17 protein-coding genes are annotated in these 19495 nt (G+C 59.2%); 7 read left to right on the top strand and 10 right to left on the bottom strand.

Annotation, left to right across the window (positions count from 1 at the left end; translation table 11 throughout):
- The first annotated feature begins 206 nt into the window (after positions 1 to 206).
- A complete protein-coding gene (locus AAEZ06_RS22995; RefSeq protein ID WP_350616395.1) occupies positions 207 to 2090 on the top strand; it encodes an NAD(P)/FAD-dependent oxidoreductase in 1884 nt (627 codons plus the stop codon).
- Positions 2091 to 2124: 34 nt separating this feature from the next.
- Here AAEZ06_RS22995 and aceK read toward each other — a convergent pair whose 3' ends face one another.
- Complete coding sequence (gene aceK, locus AAEZ06_RS22990) at positions 2125 to 3858, bottom strand: bifunctional isocitrate dehydrogenase kinase/phosphatase (RefSeq protein ID WP_149412185.1); 1734 nt, start codon at positions 3856 to 3858, stop codon at positions 2125 to 2127.
- A 182-nt stretch (positions 3859 to 4040) separates the two neighbouring features.
- On the opposite strand from aceK, the gene AAEZ06_RS22985 reads away from it, so the two are divergent.
- Positions 4041 to 4937: a DMT family transporter gene (locus AAEZ06_RS22985; protein WP_149412162.1), complete on the top strand. Its 897-nt coding sequence runs from the start codon at positions 4041 to 4043 to the stop codon at positions 4935 to 4937.
- Positions 4938 to 4968: 31 nt separating this feature from the next.
- Here the strand turns inward: AAEZ06_RS22985 and AAEZ06_RS22980 are convergent, their stop codons facing one another.
- The 3 genes from AAEZ06_RS22980 to cysK form a co-directional block, all read right to left on the bottom strand.
- Positions 4969 to 5829 (bottom strand): DMT family transporter, encoded by an 861-nt coding sequence (locus AAEZ06_RS22980; RefSeq protein ID WP_350616393.1) that lies wholly within the window; start codon positions 5827 to 5829, stop codon positions 4969 to 4971.
- A 507-nt stretch (positions 5830 to 6336) separates the two neighbouring features.
- Positions 6337 to 7275 carry an aspartyl/asparaginyl beta-hydroxylase domain-containing protein gene (locus AAEZ06_RS22975; RefSeq protein WP_149412164.1) on the bottom strand — a complete coding sequence of 313 codons (939 nt, stop codon included), beginning with the start codon at positions 7273 to 7275 and terminating at the stop codon, positions 6337 to 6339.
- Between the two features lie 227 nt (positions 7276 to 7502).
- Positions 7503 to 8477 (bottom strand): cysteine synthase A, encoded by a 975-nt coding sequence (cysK, locus tag AAEZ06_RS22970; protein WP_149412165.1) that lies wholly within the window; start codon positions 8475 to 8477, stop codon positions 7503 to 7505.
- 125 nt (positions 8478 to 8602) lie between these two features.
- Here cysK and AAEZ06_RS22965 point away from each other — a divergent pair, with 125 nt between their 5' ends.
- The 3 genes from AAEZ06_RS22965 (at position 8603) to AAEZ06_RS22955 (ending at position 11864) form a co-directional block, all read left to right on the top strand.
- On the top strand, positions 8603 to 9679 hold the full coding sequence (locus tag AAEZ06_RS22965) for a DUF748 domain-containing protein (RefSeq protein ID WP_149412166.1): 1077 nt from the start codon (positions 8603 to 8605) through the stop codon (positions 9677 to 9679).
- 142 nt (positions 9680 to 9821) lie between these two features.
- Complete coding sequence (locus AAEZ06_RS22960; protein ID WP_133101832.1) at positions 9822 to 10667, top strand: AAA family ATPase; 846 nt, start codon at positions 9822 to 9824, stop codon at positions 10665 to 10667.
- Positions 10668 to 10685: 18 nt separating this feature from the next.
- Positions 10686 to 11864, top strand: coding sequence for a vWA domain-containing protein (locus AAEZ06_RS22955; RefSeq protein WP_133101833.1), 1179 nt, complete (start codon positions 10686 to 10688; stop codon positions 11862 to 11864).
- 27 nt (positions 11865 to 11891) lie between these two features.
- Here the strand turns inward: AAEZ06_RS22955 and AAEZ06_RS22950 are convergent, their stop codons facing one another.
- Genes AAEZ06_RS22950 through AAEZ06_RS22940 form a run of 3 tightly spaced genes read right to left on the bottom strand, consistent with a single transcriptional unit; the run spans position 11892 to position 14256 of the window.
- Positions 11892 to 12815, bottom strand: coding sequence for a 5-oxoprolinase subunit C family protein (locus AAEZ06_RS22950; RefSeq protein WP_149412167.1), 924 nt, complete (start codon positions 12813 to 12815; stop codon positions 11892 to 11894).
- Positions 12812 to 13516, bottom strand: coding sequence for a 5-oxoprolinase subunit PxpB (gene pxpB, locus AAEZ06_RS22945; RefSeq protein WP_149412168.1), 705 nt, complete (start codon positions 13514 to 13516; stop codon positions 12812 to 12814). The genes AAEZ06_RS22950 and pxpB overlap by 4 nt, the downstream gene beginning before the upstream one ends.
- Positions 13513 to 14256, bottom strand: coding sequence for a 5-oxoprolinase subunit PxpA (locus AAEZ06_RS22940; RefSeq protein WP_149412169.1), 744 nt, complete (start codon positions 14254 to 14256; stop codon positions 13513 to 13515). Before AAEZ06_RS22940 ends, pxpB begins: the two co-directional genes overlap by 4 nt.
- A 178-nt stretch (positions 14257 to 14434) precedes the next feature.
- Here AAEZ06_RS22940 and AAEZ06_RS22935 point away from each other — a divergent pair, with 178 nt between their 5' ends.
- Positions 14435 to 15364, top strand: a complete 930-nt coding sequence (locus AAEZ06_RS22935) for a LysR family transcriptional regulator (protein WP_149412170.1) — start codon at positions 14435 to 14437, stop codon at positions 15362 to 15364.
- Positions 15365 to 15421: 57 nt separating this feature from the next.
- Here AAEZ06_RS22935 and AAEZ06_RS22930 read toward each other — a convergent pair whose 3' ends face one another.
- From AAEZ06_RS22930 to AAEZ06_RS22920, 3 genes are read right to left on the bottom strand one after another with little or no spacing between them, the layout of a single operon-like run.
- On the bottom strand, positions 15422 to 15964 hold the full coding sequence (locus AAEZ06_RS22930; protein WP_133101838.1) for a DUF2937 family protein: 543 nt from the start codon (positions 15962 to 15964) through the stop codon (positions 15422 to 15424).
- 11 nt (positions 15965 to 15975) lie between these two features.
- Positions 15976 to 16752: a class II glutamine amidotransferase gene (locus AAEZ06_RS22925; protein ID WP_149412171.1), complete on the bottom strand. Its 777-nt coding sequence runs from the start codon at positions 16750 to 16752 to the stop codon at positions 15976 to 15978.
- Between the two features lie 30 nt (positions 16753 to 16782).
- A complete protein-coding gene (locus tag AAEZ06_RS22920) occupies positions 16783 to 17262 on the bottom strand; it encodes an MFS transporter (RefSeq protein ID WP_256666161.1) in 480 nt (159 codons plus the stop codon).
- Between the two features lie 91 nt (positions 17263 to 17353).
- Between AAEZ06_RS22920 and AAEZ06_RS22915 the strand changes: the two genes are divergently transcribed.
- Positions 17354 to 19408: a S9 family peptidase gene (locus AAEZ06_RS22915; RefSeq protein ID WP_149412173.1), complete on the top strand. Its 2055-nt coding sequence runs from the start codon at positions 17354 to 17356 to the stop codon at positions 19406 to 19408.
- The last annotated feature ends 87 nt before the right edge of the window (positions 19409 to 19495 follow it).

The following is a 19495-nucleotide window of genomic DNA, read 5'->3' as shown; positions in this document are numbered from 1 at the left end:
GTCTGTCACCGGTGTCCGTTTCGCCTTTGAGGAGCCTTCCTACTCAAGTTGGGAACATATAGCAGGACTTACTCAGAACAATCCTTACGGCTCCCATTGAGAGAACCGCTCTAATGAGGCGTTGATATTCGCAGCACTTGCGATAGGCAACACCGGGGAAGAGTTTTTTATTCCTGTGGATGAGGTCTTTTAAAAGGATTGTCCTGATGCTACTCGGAAAGACACTGCATGACCCACAGCCCTCAGGGGCAGGCGCTGCACACCTCACGCCAACCACGACAACAAGCCAAGCTATTGTCAACGTCGACAAGCCCCTTGATCCTCATCGATTGCGTGACCTGACCTTTGTCGGCGTTGGCAGCAGCGTGGCTTATCTGGCCAATGAACTGAATAGCCGATTTGCCGCAGACGGCCAGACATCGCCCTTGCGGGGTAAGGTCAGCATTATCGGCCAGGAAGAACCATGGTCGGCGAATGTTCGTGGCCAGGGTTACATCAATCACCAACATGAAATCATCAGCCAATGGGGTCAGCAGGCACCCACCTACGACCCCGGCTACGCTGATCGGGGCGAGTTTGCAGCCGGTAACCAGCACCAACTGGAGCGAGCAAAAGAGCTGGGGGCAGAACACCTGCCCGCGCAGGTCATATCCATCAGCCAACTGAAAAACGGCACCTATCAAATCCGCTTGGATAACGGCCAGGCCCTGGACAGCCGCCAAGTAGTGCTGGGTATGGGCGCCGGCCCACACACCAGCCTATGGAACAACGACGGCCCACAGACCCTGGCGGAAAAACGCCTGGGCAATATACGCCTGCATCAGCAGGAGGCCTTGCGCAGCAATGTATTGGACCTGGACGAGTTCATGCGGGCCACCGATAGGAATCCTGAAAAGTTCGCCGGCAAGACGGTAGTGGTGCACGGCCCCAACGCCGGTATCGACGCGGTCGAGCGCGCCGCAGAGTTGGGGGCGAAAGTCGATTGGCTGATCCGCAACACCAAGCCGGTGCTGCTGGACGGACATCAACTGAAATTTGCCCCCGTGGTAGCAAAAAACAACCTGATTTCAGTCGATGCACTGGACATCCGCCCAAACGCTGACACAAAAGGCCCGCCGTTGCGGCTGAGCTACAGCATACCCGGCGACAAGCCTCAAGAACCCCGTAAAACCCTGAACGCCGACTACTACGTGTATGCCCTGGGGCAGGATATCCAAAAATCGGGAAGCGCCGGCGCCATCCTGGGCGAGCTGCTTGGGAAGCTGGAGCCTGTTTACGACTACGATCAGGTCTACAGCGACCAGCCCTTCAAGACGGTGGTGGGTCTGCAAAGCCGAGGCAGCAACAGCAGCAACGGCCTGATCATAGTCGGCGCAGCGGTAGCGCAGTTGGCCGAAAATGTTCAGCACAGCTATCTGGACCATGCGGCCGAGCGAATTTTCCAGCAACTGGAAAAGCTTCCAGGCCAACCCGGCAAAGAGCTGTCACGGCTGATACTTCAGGGTGCAAGCTCGCAAGACATTCAGGCTCATCTGCAAACCTGGCCGGTAAACACGGCCACTGCCCCAACGATGCAGGTCTTACACAATCAAGTATCGGACTACCTGGCGGCTCGCGACTATTTCCAGCAGCAAGCCATCGATAAAAAAGGGGCCCGCGGCGTCGCGGGAGAAGTGGAAAACCAGACGTTGAACCAGGTGCCGTCGGTGGTTGTTTCTCCTCAGCTCGGCACGGTGAAGGCCTCCACCGCCGCCCTGTCAGGACTGATGCCTGCTTATGTCGCTAATGGCGAAAACAACTTCACCGCCGACGATCGCACCATGCTGCGAGCCGGTATCGCCGATCGATACCCCAACATCAACAACACCCAGGCCAGCCGCTTCATTGATGAGGTGATAGGCACCCGCCACCTTGGTCACCAGAACTTTATCGACAAGGTAGTCACCGAAGGGGCCAGCAAGCTTCCCGTGCAGACACCAGTGGTTGGCGTACCGGCGTCCGTCAGGGCCGGCTATGAGGCGCATTTGCAAGCCTTGAACAACGGCACCGCCGACAACGAGCCTTTGAGTCGCCAGTGGGAGCCCACATAACCAAGCAACCCAGGGCAGCAGCTCGCCTGCCACCCTACTCGTTATCCAACCCCTTGCGCCGATACGGAAACACATCAATCACCTTCCCGGCTCGAATCGCTTCCTGCAGGCCTTTCCAGTAATCGGCGTTGTATAACTCGCCGTGCAATTCGTCGAACAGCCGGCGTTGGCCGGCATCGGCAAACAGAAACGGTGGAAACTCCTCGGGAAACACGTCCAGCGGCCCGATAGAATACCACGGCTCCGAGGCCATTTCATCTTCCGGAGTACGCGGTGCCGGGATATGGCGGAAGTTGGCTTCGGTCAGAAAGCAGATTTCGTCGTAGTCATAAAACACCACGCGACCGTGACGGGTCACGCCAAAGTTTTTCAGCAACATGTCGCCAGGAAAGATATTCGCCGCCGCCAGTTGCTTGATCGCCAGGCCATAGTCTTCCAGGGCTTCGCGCACCTGGGCGTCGTTGGCGTTTTCCAGGTAGAGGTTGAGCGGCGTCATGCGCCGCTCCGTCCAGCAATGGCGGATCAACACTGTGTCGCCTTCAAGCTCGACGGTGCCCGCCGCCACTTCCAGCAGTTCGGCCAGGCACTCGGGTTCGAACTTGCTCAGGGGGAAGCGGAAGTCGGCGAACTCCTGGGTATCGGCCATGCGCCCGACCCGATCGACACTCTTCACCAACCGGTACTTCTCGATCACCGTGGCGCGGTTGACGTTTTTTGACGGTGAAAAGCGGTCCTTGATGATCTTGAACACAGTGTTAAAGCCCGGCAGGGTAAACACGCTCATGACCATGCCGCGCACGCCGGGCGCCATGATGAATTGGTCGTCGGTGGTGGCCAGGTGGTTGATCAGTGCCCGGTAAAACTCGGACTTGCCGTGTTTGTAGAAGCCGATGGAGGTGTACAACTCGGCGATATGCTTGCCCGGAAGGATGCGCTTGAGGAAGCCGATAAACTCCGCTGGCACCGGCACATCCACCATGAAATAGGAACGGGTGAACGAGAAGATGATCGACACATCGGCTTCGTCGGTGATCAGCGCATCGATCTGGATACCGCGCCCCTCTCGGTGCAGCAGCGGAATCACCAGCGGCCATTGCTCGTCGCGGGTATAGATACGCCCTACCAGGTAAGCGCCTTTGTTGCGGTAGAGCACCGAGGAAAACAGTTCAACGTTAAGGTCCGGGTCCTTGCACACCCAATCCGGCAGGTTTTCGCGCAACTGTCCTTCGAGTCGGCGCAGGTCGGCGGGCAAGTCCGCGTAGGGCTCACTAAAGCTGTAGTCGGCGAAGATCTGCTCCAGCATGCCCGAAAGTTTACCTTGAGGCTTGTAGATGCGGGTTTGCGCCGCACGGGCCCGGCGCAGGCTTGGCCGGGTGGTGTGGATGAACATGCAGCCGTCGCTGATCAGGTCGTGGCTGAACAGCCCGCAAAAGATCGAGTTGTACCAGGTCTCCGACAGTTCATCGTCAAAGCGCAGGTCGATCAGGCTGATGTAGGCGCTTTTCACCAAGGGCCAGGATTTGACGTCGAACAGCGGCTCATCATCGAAGGTTGCCTGCAGCCGTGCGGTCACTTCGCCGACCTTCTCTTCATAGAGGTTGATACGCGCCGCCGACGCCACTTGCGCTTGTTGCCACTGGGCTTTTTCAAAGCGCTGCCGGGCGCCGTCGGTGATCTGGCGAAAATGCTCGCGGTAGTCGTCGAAGCCATCGAGGATCACTGTTGCGATGGAGAGCGCGGTGTCGATGGCTGGCGTTTGCTGCGGCATATCGGAGACCTCTGCGGGCATTCGGAAGACCTGAGCTTAGCCAGTGTAGGGGAGCAGGAGAAGCGCAATCTTGCAGCTCGCCCTGTACACCTTTGTTCATTTCGTACATTAAATAGTTATTAGCGATTGTGTCAGGTAGGTCGGTAGGCAACACTCTCGGCCTTGTTAAAAAGGAGTTGTCCGTGAGACCTGTCGACACCCTGCACCTGCTGGTGCTGGCCGCCATCTGGGGCGCAAGCTTTCTGTTCATGCGGATTATCGCCCCGGAAATCGGCACGATTCCTACGGCATTCTTTCGGGTCTCGATTGCCGCCACCGGCCTGCTGGTGATCCTCGCCATGATGCGGGTGCGCTGGGATTTTCAAGGCAAGTTCAAGACCGTACTGTTGCTGGGAGTGATCAACTCGGGGATTCCCGCGACCATGTACTCAGTGGCCGCCCAGGTATTGCCGGCGGGTTACTCGGCAATCTTCAATGCAACCACGCCATTGATGGGCGTGTTGATTGGCGGGCTGTTTTTCAGCGAGCGGCTGACACCGTCGAAGATTGCCGGGGTGTGCCTGGGTCTGTTTGGCGTCGGCATCCTGACCCGCGCAGGACCGATGGCATTCGACATGGAACTGCTGATGGGCGCCCTCGCCTGCCTACTGGCGACCACCTGCTATGGGTTCGCAGGGTTTCTCGCCCGGCGCTGGCTGGATCAACAGGGAGGCCTGGACAGTCGACTTTCCGCCCTGGGTAGCATGCTCGGCGCGACGCTGTTTCTGCTGCCATGGTTTGCCTACAGCGCTATCAGCCAGCCGCCAGCCAGTTGGGGGGGCTGGAACGTATGGCTGTCCTTGCTGGGATTGGGGCTGGTGTGTACGGCCTTTGCCTACATTCTGTACTTCCGTTTGCTGACCTCCATCGGGCCGGTGAAGTCCATGACTGTTACGTTCATGATTCCGCCATTCGGGGTGTTGTGGGGCGCGCTGTTGCTGGATGAACCGTTGTCCATGGCCCATCTGTATGGCGGGGTGTTGATTGCGGGGGCGTTGTGGCTGGTGCTCAGGCCGGGGAAGTTGGCCAAGAAGCTGTAGGGGCGAGATCAGTCGCCCCTTCAGCTACCGATCAGCTTTTACGAAACACGAACACCAACCCAACGATGATCAGCCCCATCCCCAGCAGACTCAACATCGCCAGCCGGTTGCCAAAGATCAGGTAATCCATCACCGCCGTCACCGCCGGCACCAGGTAGAACAGGCTGGTGACATTCACCAGATTGCCCCTGGCGATCAGCCGGTAAAGCAGCAGCGTCGCCAGCAGCGAGACTACCAACCCCATCCACAACACCGGCCCATAAAACCCCACGTTGTGTTCGAAGTGAAAGGGCTGGAACGGCACAAACACCGAGCACAACAACAAACCTGCCAAGTACTGCACCGGCAGCGTACCCAATGGGTTATCGGTGATGCGTTTCTGCATGATGGAACCCAGGGTCATGCTCGCCAGGGCCAACAGGCCAAAGAGCATCCCTGCCAGGGACATGCCGGACAAACCGATGCCCTGGTAGACCACCATGATCAACCCCGCCAACCCCAGCGCCAGGCCGAACATCCGGCTCCAGGAGCGCTGGCGCTCCACCAGCACCACGGTCAGGATCGGCTGCACGCCCATGATGGTCGCCATGACGCCAGGGGTGACTTTCAGATCCAGGGCCAACAGATAGAAAATCTGATAGGCCCCCAACAACACCAGGCCGGTGGCAACCGCATAACGCATCGCCTTGCCCGACTGTGGCAGCTTGAGCTTGAGGATCGACACCAGGATCACCAGCCCCAGCAGGGCAATGGCAAAACGAATCAGTAGAAAGGCAAAGGCTGAAGCATGGGCCAGGCCCAGCTTGGAGAAAATCGCCCCACTGCTCCACAGCAGGACAAACAGGCTCGTCGAGGCCGCCGCGGCCACGGATTGTTTCGAAAGAACAGACATGGGTACCACCTGTGATCAGGCAAAAAGCCAACTCAGCAAAGGCTGAAATTCAGTAGTTTTTTTCAGGCGGGCGCGGGAGAGCAGCAGGTAGCTGATCAGCCCGAAATGCCAACGCCAGGCGGTGATACGACTGCGTACACCGGCGTGCTACTGACAGGTGGGGGATACTGGCCGATCTGCGCAGGCTGCTGATTCCCGCACGGCACGACCACAGCGTTGACCGCTGAATCGATTACCGCTATGCGCTGGGAAGCTGGCATGGGCTGATCTTTTTTGAAGAGGTGGAGGGTGCTGTGAAACACCGAGTGCCGACTATAACCATCCGGCGACATGCCTTGCAACGACTTCGCCAAAAGACCAGTAAGGACAATGGGTGACAGGCCTCGCTTCCTCAATGCGACCATGACAGGAAGCATTGAAGAACCAAGCCTATTGGCTGGCAGCCCTGACAAATAAAAAGCATAAAAAAACCGCTCATCCGAGCGGTTTTTTATGCCTGAAAAACACTCAACCAAACAACCAATACCCCAACGCCGTCAACACCACCACCGCCAGCACCGGCCGCATGACACGGTAGGCCTTTGGATGGCGACGCTTCCACTGTTTGATTACACCACTGAAGCTGTCGCTGAAACGCTTGCTCCAGGCATAGGCCCGATTGATCCCTCCAACGCGCTCATCGTCAAGATTCTGCGGAGCAGTGGCGCGACCCAGTTGGGCGCTGACCCAGCGGTTGATGCGCGTCATCAGTCGGCTGCTCAATGGCCGCTCGATGTCGCAGAACAGAATCACCCGGGTTTTCTCGGTTTCGTTCTTCACCCAGTGCACGTAGGTCTCGTCGAACATCACGTCTTCGCCGTCTCGCCAGGCGTAGATCTGGCCATCAACAAAGATGCGGCAATCGTCAGAGTTGGGCGTCGACAAGCCCAGGTGATAACGCAGGGAACCAGCAAACGGGTCCCGGTGCGGGTTGAGGTGGCTACCGCCAGGCAACAGGGCAAACATGGCGCCCTTGACGTTGGGGATACTGCTGACCAGAGCCACGGTTTTCGGGCAAAGCAACTCGGCCGATGGCAGCGGCTTGTCGTACCACTTGAGGTAGAAACGCTTCCAGCCTTTCTTGAAGAACGAGCCAAACCCAGCGTCGTTGTTCTTGTCGGCGGCGCGGATGTAGCCCTCGTCAAACAGGTGCATGGCCTCGTCGCGGATCACTTCCCAGTTGTCCTTGAGCACGTCCAGTTCCGGGAACTTGCTGCGATCCAGGTACGGCTTGGACGGCACGCCGGAAAAGATGTACATCAAGGCGTTATACGGGGCGAACAGCGCCGAGTGGTTGACGAACTGACGCAACACCGGCAAACGTGCCTTCCCGCGCAAATGCACATAAAGCGTGCTGCCAATAAACAGCAGCAACACCGACAGCTTGGCAACCAAAAAAAAGGTCATGCAGCAACTCCTGGAAATAGGCGTCTGGTCCACAGACTCCCATTGACGGGAAACCAGACATAGCAGACGGCCATGATAAACACTCCAGGCCTTCGGAAAAACCCGCGCAATCCAACAATCGGTATTAAGGGCCGCGCGAAAGCGGTCAATTATGCATAAGGCACATCAAAACAGGGCTGACACGGGTCAACCCTGAAACAACGGGCACAACCCTGCTCATTAGCATCTCAAGCCTGGTTTTCCTGGTCGGTAAACAAATCACTGAACAACATGCTCGACAGGTAACGCTCACCGGAGTCCGGCAGTATCACCACGATAGTCTTGCCCTGCATCTCCGGCTTCTCTGCCAGACGCACCGCCACCGCCATCGCCGCGCCGCAGGAGATACCGCAAAGAATCCCCTCCTCCTGCATCAAGCGGCGGGCCATAACCTTGGACTCGTCGTCACTGACCAACTCAACCCGGTCCACCATCGACAGATCAAGATTCTTCGGCACGAAACCGGCACCAATCCCCTGGATCTTGTGGGGGCTGGGTTTGATTTCTTCGCCAGCCAACGCCTGGGTAATCACCGGCGAACTGATCGGCTCCACAGCCACCGAAAGGATCGGTTTGCCCTGGGTCAGCTTGATGTAGCGGGAAATCCCGGTGATTGTGCCGCCGGTACCTACACCCGCCACCAACACATCAACAGCGCCATCGGTGTCGTTCCAGATTTCCGGGCCAGTGGTTTTCTCGTGGATTGCCGGGTTGGCCGGGTTTTCAAACTGGGCCGGCATAAAGTATTTGGTCATGTCGCTGGCGAGGATCTCGCCAGCCTTTTCGATGGCACCTTTCATGCCTTTGGCCGGCTCGGTCAGCACCAGTTCGGCGCCGAGGGCCTTGAGTACCTTGCGCCGCTCGATGCTCATGGAGGCCGGCATGGTCAGCAGCAACTTGTAGCCACGGGCAGCGGCGACAAACGCCAGGCCGATCCCGGTATTGCCCGACGTAGGCTCGACGATGGTCATGCCAGGCTTGAGTTTGCCGCTGCTTTCGGCGTCCCAGATCATGTTGGCGCCGATCCGGCATTTCACCGAGTACCCAGGGTTACGCCCCTCGATCTTGGCCAGAATCGTCACGCCCCGAGGCGCGAGGCGGTTGATCTGAACCAGGGGCGTGTTACCGATGGAGTGCGCGTTGTCTGCAAAAATGCGGCTCATAACGGGGTCCTTAAAGCAGCTTTTAGGAAGGCCCCAAGGGTATGCCTCGTGCCTCAAGGCGTCCAGTCAAGACGAACGTCCAGAGCCAGGCGCAGTCAACCACCTATACCGCTGGAGAACCCTCTATGAAACGTCGATACAGTTGGCCAATCTGGACCGTGGCCGGGCTTGTGCTGCTACTGGTGGCGCTGGATATCGTCCTGCCCTATCTGGTACGCAATTACCTGAATGAAAAAATCGCCAACATGGGCGATTACCGTGGACAGGTGACCGATGTCGACCTGGCCTTGTGGCGTGGCGCCTACCGCATCAACGGCCTGCAGATCGTCAAGGTCGACGGCAAGGTACCGGTACCGTTCGTCAAGGCGCCGGTAATCGACCTGTCGGTGAGCTGGCATTCGCTGTGGTACGACCACGCGGTGGTGGCTGAGGTGCAGTTCATCAAGCCGGAACTCAACTTTGTCGACGGCGGCGCCAACAAACAGGCTTCCCAGACAGGTCAAGGCACTGACTGGCGGGCGCAACTGGGAAAACTGTTGCCCATCACCCTCAACGAGGTGCGCATCAACGATGGGCAAATTTCCTTCCATAATTTCAATTCCAAGCCGCCGGTCAAAATGGACGCCACCCAAGTCAACGCCAGTTTCTACAATCTGACCAACGTGGTGGACGTCAAAGGCCAACGCGACGCCCGCTTCGACGGCAAGGCCCTGCTGCTGGGGCATGCGCCGCTCGAAGCCACGGCCACCTTCGACCCGCTAAGCAATTTCGAAGACTTCGAATTGCGCCTTCGTGCCCGAGACATCCAACTCAAACGCATGAATGATTTCGCCTCGGCCTATGGCAGATTCGACTTCAGCTCAGGCACCGGCGACGTGGTGATCGAAGCCCAGGCCAAAAAAGGCCAGTTGAGCGGCTATATAAAGCCATTGCTGCGCGATGTCGAAATATTCAACTGGCAACAGGACGTGGAAAACAAAGACAAGGGCATCTTCCGCTCTATCTGGGAAGCGCTGGTCGGCGTCAGTGAGACGGTGCTGAAAAACCAAGGCAAGAACCAGTTCGCCACTCGCGTTGAGCTAAATGGCAGCGTCCACCAGCAAGATATCAGCGCGTTCCAGGCGTTTTGGCAGATTTTACGCAACGGCTTTATCCAGGCATTTAACGCTCGCTATGAACAGCCCAAACCCAGCGCGGACTAAGTCAGGATGTGACGCTCCATTCAGAGACTGAATAGCCCGTCTGCGTTCACAGTCGCCGGGGCTGCGCGGTATAGTCGCAGCCATGCTGAATACTTGGCTGGCCGGCCCGGAGCCGCTCGGCGTCACGTTCGAGGATTGATAGATGAAGTTCGAAGGCACCCAGGCCTACGTTGCCACCGATGACCTGAAACTGGCCGTCAACGCCGCCATCACGCTGGAACGTCCCTTGCTGGTCAAGGGCGAACCCGGCACCGGCAAGACCATGCTCGCCGAGCAATTGGCCGAATCCTTCGGAGCCCGGCTGATCACCTGGCACATCAAGTCCACCACCAAGGCCCACCAGGGCCTGTACGAGTACGATGCGGTCAGCCGTCTGCGGGACTCGCAACTGGGTGTGGACAAGGTTCACGACGTACGCAACTACCTGAAAAAGGGCAAGCTCTGGGAAGCGTTCGAATCCGAGGAGCGGGTGATTCTGCTGATCGATGAAATCGACAAGGCCGACATCGAGTTCCCCAACGACCTACTGCAAGAACTCGACAAGATGGAGTTCTACGTCTACGAGATCGACGAGACCATCAAGGCCAAGAAACGCCCGATCATCATCATTACCTCCAACAACGAGAAAGAGCTGCCGGACGCCTTCCTGCGTCGCTGCTTCTTCCACTACATCGCCTTCCCGGACCGCATCACCCTGCAAAAAATCGTCGACGTGCACTACCCCAACATCAAAAAAGACCTGGTCAGCGAAGCGTTGGACGTGTTCTTCGACGTACGCAAGGTGCCAGGCCTGAAGAAAAAGCCCTCCACCTCCGAACTGGTGGACTGGCTGAAACTGTTGATGGCCGACAACATCGGCGAAGCGGTACTGCGCGAGCGCGATCCGACCAAGGCCATCCCGCCCCTGGCCGGCGCCCTGGTGAAGAACGAGCAAGACGTGCAACTGCTTGAGCGCCTGGCGTTCATGAGCCGTCGCGGCAATCGCTGATCATCCGAGGCGATCGCCATGTTGCTCAACCTGTTCAATGAAATGCGTGCAGCCAAGGTACCAGTGTCGGTGCGCGAGCTGCTGGACCTGATCAACGCCCTGAAACAGCGGGTGACCTTCGCCGACATGGACGAGTTTTACTACTTGTCCCGGGCGATCCTGGTGAAGGACGAACGGCATTTCGACAAATTCGACCGGGCTTTCGGTGCCTACTTCAATGGCCTGGAGAAACTCGACGACCACCTGCAGGCGCTGATTCCCGAGGACTGGTTGCGCAAGGAGTTCGAACGCTCTCTGAGCGATGAAGAACGGGCGCAGATCCAGTCCCTGGGAGGCCTGGACAAGCTGATCGAAGAGTTCAAGAAACGCCTGGAAGAACAAAAGGAACGCCATGCCGGCGGCAACAAGTGGATCGGCACCGGCGGCACCAGCCCGTTCGGCTCCGGCGGTTTCAACCCCGAAGGCATTCGCGTCGGCGATGCCGGCAAGCGCCAGGGCAAGGCGGTCAAGGTCTGGGATCAGCGCGAGTACAAGAACCTCGATGACTCAGTGGAACTGGGCACCCGCAACATCAAGATCGCCCTGCGTCGCCTGCGCAAGTTTGCCCGCCAAGGCGCTGCGGAAGAGTTGGATATCGACGGCACCATCGACCACACCGCCCGCGATGCCGGGTTGCTGAATATCCAGATGCGCCCGGAACGGCGCAACACCATCAAGCTGCTATTGCTGTTCGATATCGGCGGCTCGATGGACGCCCACGTGAAGATCTGCGAAGAGCTGTTCTCGGCCTGCAAGACCGAGTTCAAGCACCTGGAGTATTTCTACTTCCACAACTTCATTTATGAATCGGTGTGGAAGAACAACATGCGCCGGGGTTCGGAACGCACCTCGACCCAGGATTTGCTGAACAAGTATGGCGCCGACTACAAAGTGATCTTCATCGGCGATGCGTCCATGGCGCCCTATGAAGTTACCCAGGCCGGCGGCAGCGTCGAGCACTGGAACGAGGAGCCGGGGTATGTGTGGATGCAGCGCTTCATGGCGAAGTACAAGAAGCTGATCTGGATTAATCCGTACCCCAAAGACACTTGGGGTTATACGGCCTCGACCAATATCGTTCGGGATTTGATCGAGGACCAGATGTATCCGCTGACCTTGCGCGGGTTGGAAGAGGGGATGCGGTTTTTGTCTAAATGATCGTTCCCACGCAAAGCGTGGGAATGATCAATTCCGAGCAAGCCGCTGCAAATACTCGACCTGCTGCCGATGCGCCGTCTCCTGCACCACCGGCGCCAGCCTCACCTTCTCACCCGGTAAACACTGCGCCAGGCGTGCCAGCGCCAACGGCGTCAACGCCCCCAATCGCGGATAGCCACCAATGGTCTGCCGGTCATTGAGCAACACGATCGGCTGGCCGTCTGGCGGTACCTGGATCGCCCCCAGCGGGATGCCCTCTGAGATCAACGACGGGCCTTGATACTGCAACGGCGTGCCGAGTAAACGCATACCCATGCGGTCGGCACGGCTATCGAGGGTCCAGTCGGTGTTAAATGCGTCGAACAGGCTCTGGCCGCTGAACTGACCGATCTGTGCACCGATGATCACGTCCAGCGGCGCCCTGGATTGAAGGTTCGGCTGCTGGTCGCAGGACAACGACCGCACAGTGCCTCCCGTCCCGAAATAGGCCAGGTACGCACCTTCGGCCAAGGCTCGACCAAAGCCATCCAACCCGCCCAGCTCTTCGCGAACCACACTGGCACAACTGCCCAGCACCTTCGGCGCATCAAATCCGCCCGGCGCCGCCAGGTAAGCTCGCGCACCACTAAAGGGCTGGGTAAAACGTAATCGCTGACCCTTCTGCAGAATAAAGCTGCGTCCAGGGCTCACCAGGCGCTCATCTACATAAGCCCCCAGGTCCGCACCGGCCAACGCCAACAGGCAGTAATCCTCTGCCAGCACGGTAAACCCGCCCAACGTCACTTCCACCACCGGCGCATCCAATGAGTTGCCCAGCAGCCAGTTGGCCCACGACATCGATACCCAATCCAACGCGCCGCCCTGGGTCACGCCCAAATGCCTGACACCAAAGCGCCCGGCGTCCTGCAACAGGCACAGCGGAGTGCCAGCCTCAATCAACAAGCGGCTCATACCTGCGCCTCCAACGGCGTGTCATCGCCACCCTGGTTGATGAACTCGGCATGGCTGACGGCCTCGAAACGGACGGTATCCCCCGGCTGCATCAGGCTGTAACCGTCGCGCTCGCGGTCGAACAGTTTGGCCGGAGTGCGGCCGATCAGGTTCCAGCCACCCGGTGAAACCACCGGGTAGGCGGCGGTTTGTCGCTCGGCGATACCGACACTGCCGGCCGCCACCCGTTTGCGTGGAGTGTTCAGCCGTGGCGCCGCGAGTATTTCGTCCACTAATCCCATAAAGGCAAACCCAGGGGCAAAGCCCAGGGCGAACACCTGGTACTCATGCTGGCTGTGACGACGAATCACCTCTTCCACCGCCAGACCGCTGCGCTGGGCCAGCAACGTCAGTTCCGGGCCGACACTCAGGTCGTACCAGACCGGCAACACATGGCACTGCCCGCTGCCCTTGGGTTCAGGCTGCAAGTCGGTCAATGCGTGGGAGATCAGCTCGCGCGCCTGGGCCGGGGTCAATTCGGTCAGGTCGTAATGCACCATCAACGTCGTGTAGGACGGTACCAGATCCACCAAAGCCGCTCCAAAAACTTCCCGCAAGCGGCGCGTGGCGGCGAGCATCCAGGGCATGTTGTCTTCGGCAATCGAGTCAAACAGGCGCACCATCAGACAGTCGATGGCAACCACTTCAATGCGCAATTTCATCGCGGTTTCAACGCCTCGCGAATGCGCTGGACCGCCGCCACCGAACTGGCGTTATCACCGTGCACACACAGGGTGTTGGCATCCAGGTGCAAGGCGCTGCCGTCGCTGGCCACAAGCGCTTGGCCACGGGCGATGATCAACGCCTGCTCGATAATTTTTTCAGGGTCGTGATGCACCGCCCCCGGCAGTTGGCGCGAGACCAGGTGCCCGGCGTTGTCGTAAGCGCGGTCGGCGAAGGCTTCAAACCAAAGGGTCACACCATACTCATCGCCCAAGGCCTGGGCCGCGCTGTTGTCACGGGTGGCCATCAGCATCAGCGGCAAGCTCGCGTCGTACGCCGCCACGGCCTGGATCACCGCACGCAGTTGGGCCGGTTTGGCCATCATGTCGTTGTACATCGCGCCATGGGGTTTGACGTAGCTGACCCGACCACCCTGAGCCCGGCAAATACCGTCGAGGGCGCCGATCTGGTAATGCAGCAGGTCCTGAATTTCCTGGGGGGTGTAGGCCATGGAGCGACGACCGAAACCTGCCAGGTCCTGGTACGCCGGGTGCGCGCCGATTTGCACGCCATGCTCAAGCGCCAGGCTGACGGTCTTGCGCATGATGCTCGGGTCCCCGGCGTGAAAGCCGCAGGCAACGTTGGCGCAATCGATGAACGGCATGACCTCGGCATCCAGACCCAAGGTCCAGTTGCCAAAGCTTTCGCCGATGTCGCAGTTCAATAGCAGGCGGCTCACGGTGAGGACTCCTGTAGGCTTTATTATTTTGTAGTGTGGGATCTTTTACCAAGATCTCGCAACGCTGTTGTCCTGAGCCCCTACGACGCTTATCGTGAGACGGCTCGATTTTTGGCGCTTGCCCTGTGCTGCGTCCAACTAATAAAAACCGCTTCATGCATAAGAAAAAGTTGATCCCATGAATTTGAAGTTCCTCGAAACCTTCGTCTGGGTGGCCCGGCTCAAGAGTTTTCGCCTCACCGCCGAGAAACTCTTCACCACCCAGGCCTCCATTTCCAGCCGCATTGCCGTCCTGGAAAGCGAACTGGGGGTGAAGCTGTTCCTGCGCGATTCACGAGGCGTGAGCCTAACCCCTGAAGGCTTGAAGGTGCTCGATTATGCCGAGCAAATGATGGTCACCATGCAAGGCCTCAAGCAGTCTTTGGAAACCACCAGCAGCAAGGTCGGACGTATCCGCATCGGGGTGATGGACACGGTGATCCACACCTGGCTAAGCCCGCTGATGACGGAGTTGATGGAGCACTTTCCGCTGGTAGAAATCGAGCTGGTGGCCGATACCGCGCTGAACCTCTGCGATCAGCTGCAAAAAGGCTTTCTCGACCTGATCCTGCAAACCGACCTGCTGCGCCAGGAAACCCTGCGCAGCCTGGAGCTGGCCAGCCATCCCATGGGCTGGATCGTCGCCAGTCACTCAATCTACAACCGCGAGTACGCGTCCCTCGCCGAGCTGGCCCAGGAACGGATCATCACCTATTCGAAAAACTCCCATCCCCACCAGGACGTGCTCAGCCTGATGCAGGCCAACGGCGTGGCCGCGCCGCGGATGAACTGCGTGAACTCGGTGTCGGCCATCACCCGCTTGCTGCGGGACGGCTTCGGTATTGGCGCCTTGCCACCGGTACTGGTCAGCGAAGAACTGGCGCGCGGGGAATTGGTCATGCTACCGATGGCGCAACGCCCGCCGAACTTGCAGGTGGTGGTGTCATGGCGGGTCGGCGTGGAGCTGGTGGATGAGATGGTTGCGCTGTGCCAGACCGTGGCGGGGCGGTATGCGCAGAAGGTTGGAGAAGAATTGATGGTACTCAGCAAGCCTTCGACCGGCGCATAACCTTTGATCGTTCCCACGCAGAGCGTGGGAGTGATCAGAGATCAAGCGACGTCCGTCTTACAATCCCTTCAAATTTCGCTCTTCAATCGGCCGACTCTGGCGCAGGCGCTTGCCGCCGAGCACCACCCAGTCGATCAGGCGAAACAGGCATTCCAGGCCAAACGACAGCAGCATCGCCCCGCCCAGGCCCCAGCCCATGGCTTCGGGGGTCAGGAGGATCTGGTAGCTGTAGCCATCCCAGGTTTCACGACGAATATCCGGGTCGGCGGCCACCGCCACTTGCAGGACGCGGATGTACCAGGGCCCTTGCATCGCCTGGAACTGCTTGTCCAACGCCAACTGGCGGTCGAGCAAGGTGCCGAGGCTGTTGGCATCGCTGCGAAACACCGGGTCATCGCTGGCGCGGTAATGGGCCACCAGGGCCTGCAAGTCGCCCTTGAAGAACTGTTGCGCGGTGCTTTCAAAACCGCGCAAGCCAGTCTGGGCCTCGATCAAATGGGCTTCCACCCGCTTGGCGTAGTCGCTGACAAACCCAGGCACTTGCACACCGACCAACAGGCCAATGGCGAACAGCACCAATCGCAGATAACTGAGCAACATAATCGACGTCCTTACTCGGTTTTACCTTGGCTGACGCATTCGCCGCGCCGCCACAGGCTCCACTGGCCCGGTTCATAGCGGGTCCAGGTCTCGTTTTCGGTCAAGGGTTCGGTGGCAATCACCGTCACCACGTCATTAGGGGTAGTTTCGGCCTGAAAATCGACGATCACATCGACATCTTTCAACCGCGCAGGACCAAAGGGCGCGCGACGGGTGATCTGCGCCAGTTTGGTCGAGCAATAGCAAAACAGCCAGTCACCGTCACTGAGCAGGCAGTTGAACACGCCTTTGCTGCGGTATTCGCTGCACGCCGCGATCAAGTCCGGCAGCACCTGTTCGATGTCCACCGGCTCAGGAAAGGCCTCACGTACACGGTTGAGCAAATCGCAAAACGCCGCTTCGCTGTCGGTATCGCCGACCGGACGGTAGAAAGTGGCGCGGGGATTGAAGTTCGCCAGTTGCCCGTTATGGGCGAAGCACCAGTTGCGGCCCCATAGCTCACGGACAAACGGATGGGTATTGGACAAGCACACCTTGCCGATATTGGCCTGACGGATATGGCCAATCACCACTTCACTCTTGATGGGGTAACGCTGCACCAGCAAGGCCACTTCCGACTCGCTGCTGGCGGCGGGGTCCTGGAACAAACGCAGGCCACGGCCTTCGTAGAAGGCGATACCCCAACCGTCGCGGTGGGGCCCGGTACGCCCGCCCCGCTGCATCAGCCCGGTGAAGCTGAAGACAATATCGGTCGGTACGTTGGCACTCATGCCCAATAATTCACACATGCCAGGATTCTCGATGCAGGGCAGACGACGTTAAAGACGCGGTTCGACCCGCATACCGCTGACCGGGGCAGCCGGACGACCATAACGATCGCCACCGAAAGGCTCATCGTCCTCGGGTTCGGCCGCCACCTGGGCCGCCACAGCAGCCTTCTGTTCACGACGGGCCTTGGCGGCACGCTCGATGGGCCAGCGGATCAGCACAAACACCAGGTACACGGCGAAGGCAATCATCGTGTACATGAATAAATCTGAGATCGCTCGCCAGGCGTTGTTGCCGACCTTGAGCACCAGGTCCAGGGCGGTGATGGCCACGGCTGGGGCAAACTGTTCCTTGACCGGGTCGACAATGGTCGGGCTTAACAGCAGCACTACCATCAGCAACCGCAACGGTTCGCGCAACCAGCGCCAGATCCAGCGGGTCATGCGAAACCACACCAGCAGGCAGCCCAAAGCGGCGAAGGCGTAGAGGCCCCAAGCGGTCAGATAGTCGTTCTCGGTCATGGTGTCCATGGCAAGGTAGGCAAACAGGCCGGTATGATAACGGCTTTTCAGCGCTGCGGCTGCAACCGCCGTCGGCCAACCGCCTGACAGAGAGTGATCCATGCCTCCATCGACCCACGTCACTGCCGCCCCGATCGCCCGCAAGGCCCCAGGCGCCGACCCGTACGCCTGGTTGCAGGAACGCGACAGCGTCGAGGTGCTCGACTACCTGAAAGCCGAGAATGCCTGGCAACAGGCGCAATTGGCCGATCAGCACGACTTGCGCGAAACCCTGTTTGAAGAGATCAAGGGCCGTATCCTCGAAACCGACCTGTCCCTGCCCTCGCCCTGGGGCCCGTACCTGTATTACACACGCACTACGGCCGGCGACGAATACGCTCGCCACTACCGCTGCCCGCGCCCTACCGATGACAGCCAGCAGGTGGATGAAAGCACTGAAGAACTGCTGCTCGACCCGAACGCGCTGGCCAATGGCGGCTTCTTCTCCCTCGGGGCCTTCAGCATCAGCCCGGACCACCAGCGCCTGGCCTACAGCCTGGATACCAGCGGCGAAGAGATTTACACCCTGTACGTGAAGGAATTGGCCACCGGTAAAGTCAGCGAACTTGCGTTCGAAGACTGCGACGGCAGCATGACCTGGGCCAACGACAGCCTGACGCTGTTTTTCGGTGAGCTGGACGACACCCACCGCCCGCACAAGCTGTATCGCTATCGCCTGGACGGCACCGCCGCCGAAGAAGTGTTCCATGAGCCGGACGGACGTTTCTTCATGCACTGCTACCGATCCAGCTCCGAACGGCAACTGCTGCTGTCTTTGGGCAGCAAGACCACCAGCGAAGTCTGGGCTCTGGACGCCAACCAGCCACAGCAGGCTTTTACCTGCCTGGCGCCACGGGTCGAAGGCCATGAGTACGACGTCGACCACGGCAAGCTCGATGACCAGTGGACCTGGTTTATTCGCAGCAACCGCGACGGCATCAACTTCGCCCTGTTCCAGGCCGCCGACAACGCAAGCGTGCCGACCCAGGACGACTGGCAGAACCTGATCCCCCACAGCGACACGGTGATGATCGACGGTTTGAGCCTCAATGCCAAAGCCATGACCTTGAGCCTGCGCATCGGCGGCCTGCCGATCATCGAAGTACATCCCCAGGGCCTGCCTGCCTACCGCGTGGAACTGCCAGACGCGGCCTACAGCCTGTACGTGCAAAACAGCCTGGAATTTGTCAGCGACAAGATCCGCCTGCGCTATGAGGCGTTGAACCGTCCCGCCCAGGTTCGTCAGTTGGAGTTGGCCACAGGCGCGCAGCAGGTGCTCAAGGAAACTCCGGTACTGGGCGCGTTCAATGCCGACGACTACGTCAGCCAACGGCTGTGGGCAACGTCGGCCGATGGCACCCAGGTGCCTATCAGCCTTGTGGTCAAACGCGACCAGTTGGGTCAGCCAACGCCACTGTATCTGTACGGCTATGGCGCCTACGGTGAAAGCCTCGACCCGTGGTTCTCCCATGCACGCCTGAGTCTATTGGACCGAGGCGTGGCCTTCGCCATTGCCCACGTACGCGGCGGCGGTGAGTTGGGGGAAGCCTGGTACCGCGCCGGCAAGCAGGAACACAAGCAGAACACCTTCAGCGACTTTATTGCCTGCGCCGAACACCTGATCGCCCAAGGCCTGACCACTTCCAAGCAACTGGCCATCAGCGGCGGCAGTGCTGGCGGCCTGTTGATCGGCGCGGTGCTCAATCAGCGCCCGGAGCTGTTCCAGGCGGCGATTGCCGAAGTGCCATTTGTCGATGTGCTTAACACCATGCTCGACCCGGAGCTGCCGCTGACCGTCACCGAATACGACGAATGGGGCAATCCCCAGGAGCCCGAGGTGTACGAACGCATCAAGGCCTACGCGCCTTACGAAAACGTCAGCGCCCAGGCGTACCCGGCGACCCTGGTGATCGCCGGGTACAACGACAGCCGCGTGCAGTACTGGGAAGCCGCCAAATGGGTGGCCAAGCTGCGCGCCACTAAGACCGACGACAACCTGCTGCTGCTCAAGACCGAACTGGGCGCCGGCCACGGCGGCATGAGCGGTCGTTACCAGGGATTACGTGACGTAGCACTCGAATATGGATTTGTTTTCAAGGTGCTGGGGCTGATTTAAGGAACGCCAACCGGCGGTCGTGCCTGAACACATGACCGCCAGGCGCGAATGCCCTGCGTATAGCCGACGGGCAACTGTTGCCGCAAC

Source organism: Pseudomonas sp. HY7a-MNA-CIBAN-0227, from assembly GCF_040310325.1.
GTDB lineage: Bacteria > Pseudomonadota > Gammaproteobacteria > Pseudomonadales > Pseudomonadaceae > Aquipseudomonas.
This window is presented reverse-complemented; position numbering and strand designations above follow the sequence as displayed.

Bases quoted from the DNA above. Each gene is read 5' to 3' on its own strand.
- AAEZ06_RS22995 (WP_350616395.1), top strand. From the start codon at position 207: ATGCTACTCGGAAAGACACTGCATGACCCACAGCCCTCAGGGGCAGGC.
- aceK (WP_149412185.1), bottom strand. From the start codon at position 3,858: ATGCCGCAGCAAACGCCAGCCATCGACACCGCGCTCTCCATCGCAACA.
- AAEZ06_RS22980 (WP_350616393.1), bottom strand. From the start codon at position 5,829: ATGTCTGTTCTTTCGAAACAATCCGTGGCCGCGGCGGCCTCGACGAGC.
- AAEZ06_RS22975 (WP_149412164.1), bottom strand. From the start codon at position 7,275: ATGACCTTTTTTTTGGTTGCCAAGCTGTCGGTGTTGCTGCTGTTTATT.
- cysK (WP_149412165.1), bottom strand. From the start codon at position 8,477: ATGAGCCGCATTTTTGCAGACAACGCGCACTCCATCGGTAACACGCCC.
- AAEZ06_RS22965 (WP_149412166.1), top strand. From the start codon at position 8,603: ATGAAACGTCGATACAGTTGGCCAATCTGGACCGTGGCCGGGCTTGTG.
- AAEZ06_RS22960 (WP_133101832.1), top strand. From the start codon at position 9,822: ATGAAGTTCGAAGGCACCCAGGCCTACGTTGCCACCGATGACCTGAAA.
- AAEZ06_RS22955 (WP_133101833.1), top strand. From the start codon at position 10,686: ATGTTGCTCAACCTGTTCAATGAAATGCGTGCAGCCAAGGTACCAGTG.
- AAEZ06_RS22950 (WP_149412167.1), bottom strand. From the start codon at position 12,815: ATGAGCCGCTTGTTGATTGAGGCTGGCACTCCGCTGTGCCTGTTGCAG.
- pxpB (WP_149412168.1), bottom strand. From the start codon at position 13,516: ATGAAATTGCGCATTGAAGTGGTTGCCATCGACTGTCTGATGGTGCGC.
- AAEZ06_RS22935 (WP_149412170.1), top strand. From the start codon at position 14,435: ATGAATTTGAAGTTCCTCGAAACCTTCGTCTGGGTGGCCCGGCTCAAG.
- AAEZ06_RS22930 (WP_133101838.1), bottom strand. From the start codon at position 15,964: ATGTTGCTCAGTTATCTGCGATTGGTGCTGTTCGCCATTGGCCTGTTG.
- AAEZ06_RS22925 (WP_149412171.1), bottom strand. From the start codon at position 16,752: ATGTGTGAATTATTGGGCATGAGTGCCAACGTACCGACCGATATTGTC.
- AAEZ06_RS22920 (WP_256666161.1), bottom strand. From the start codon at position 17,262: ATGGACACCATGACCGAGAACGACTATCTGACCGCTTGGGGCCTCTAC.
- AAEZ06_RS22915 (WP_149412173.1), top strand. From the start codon at position 17,354: ATGCCTCCATCGACCCACGTCACTGCCGCCCCGATCGCCCGCAAGGCC.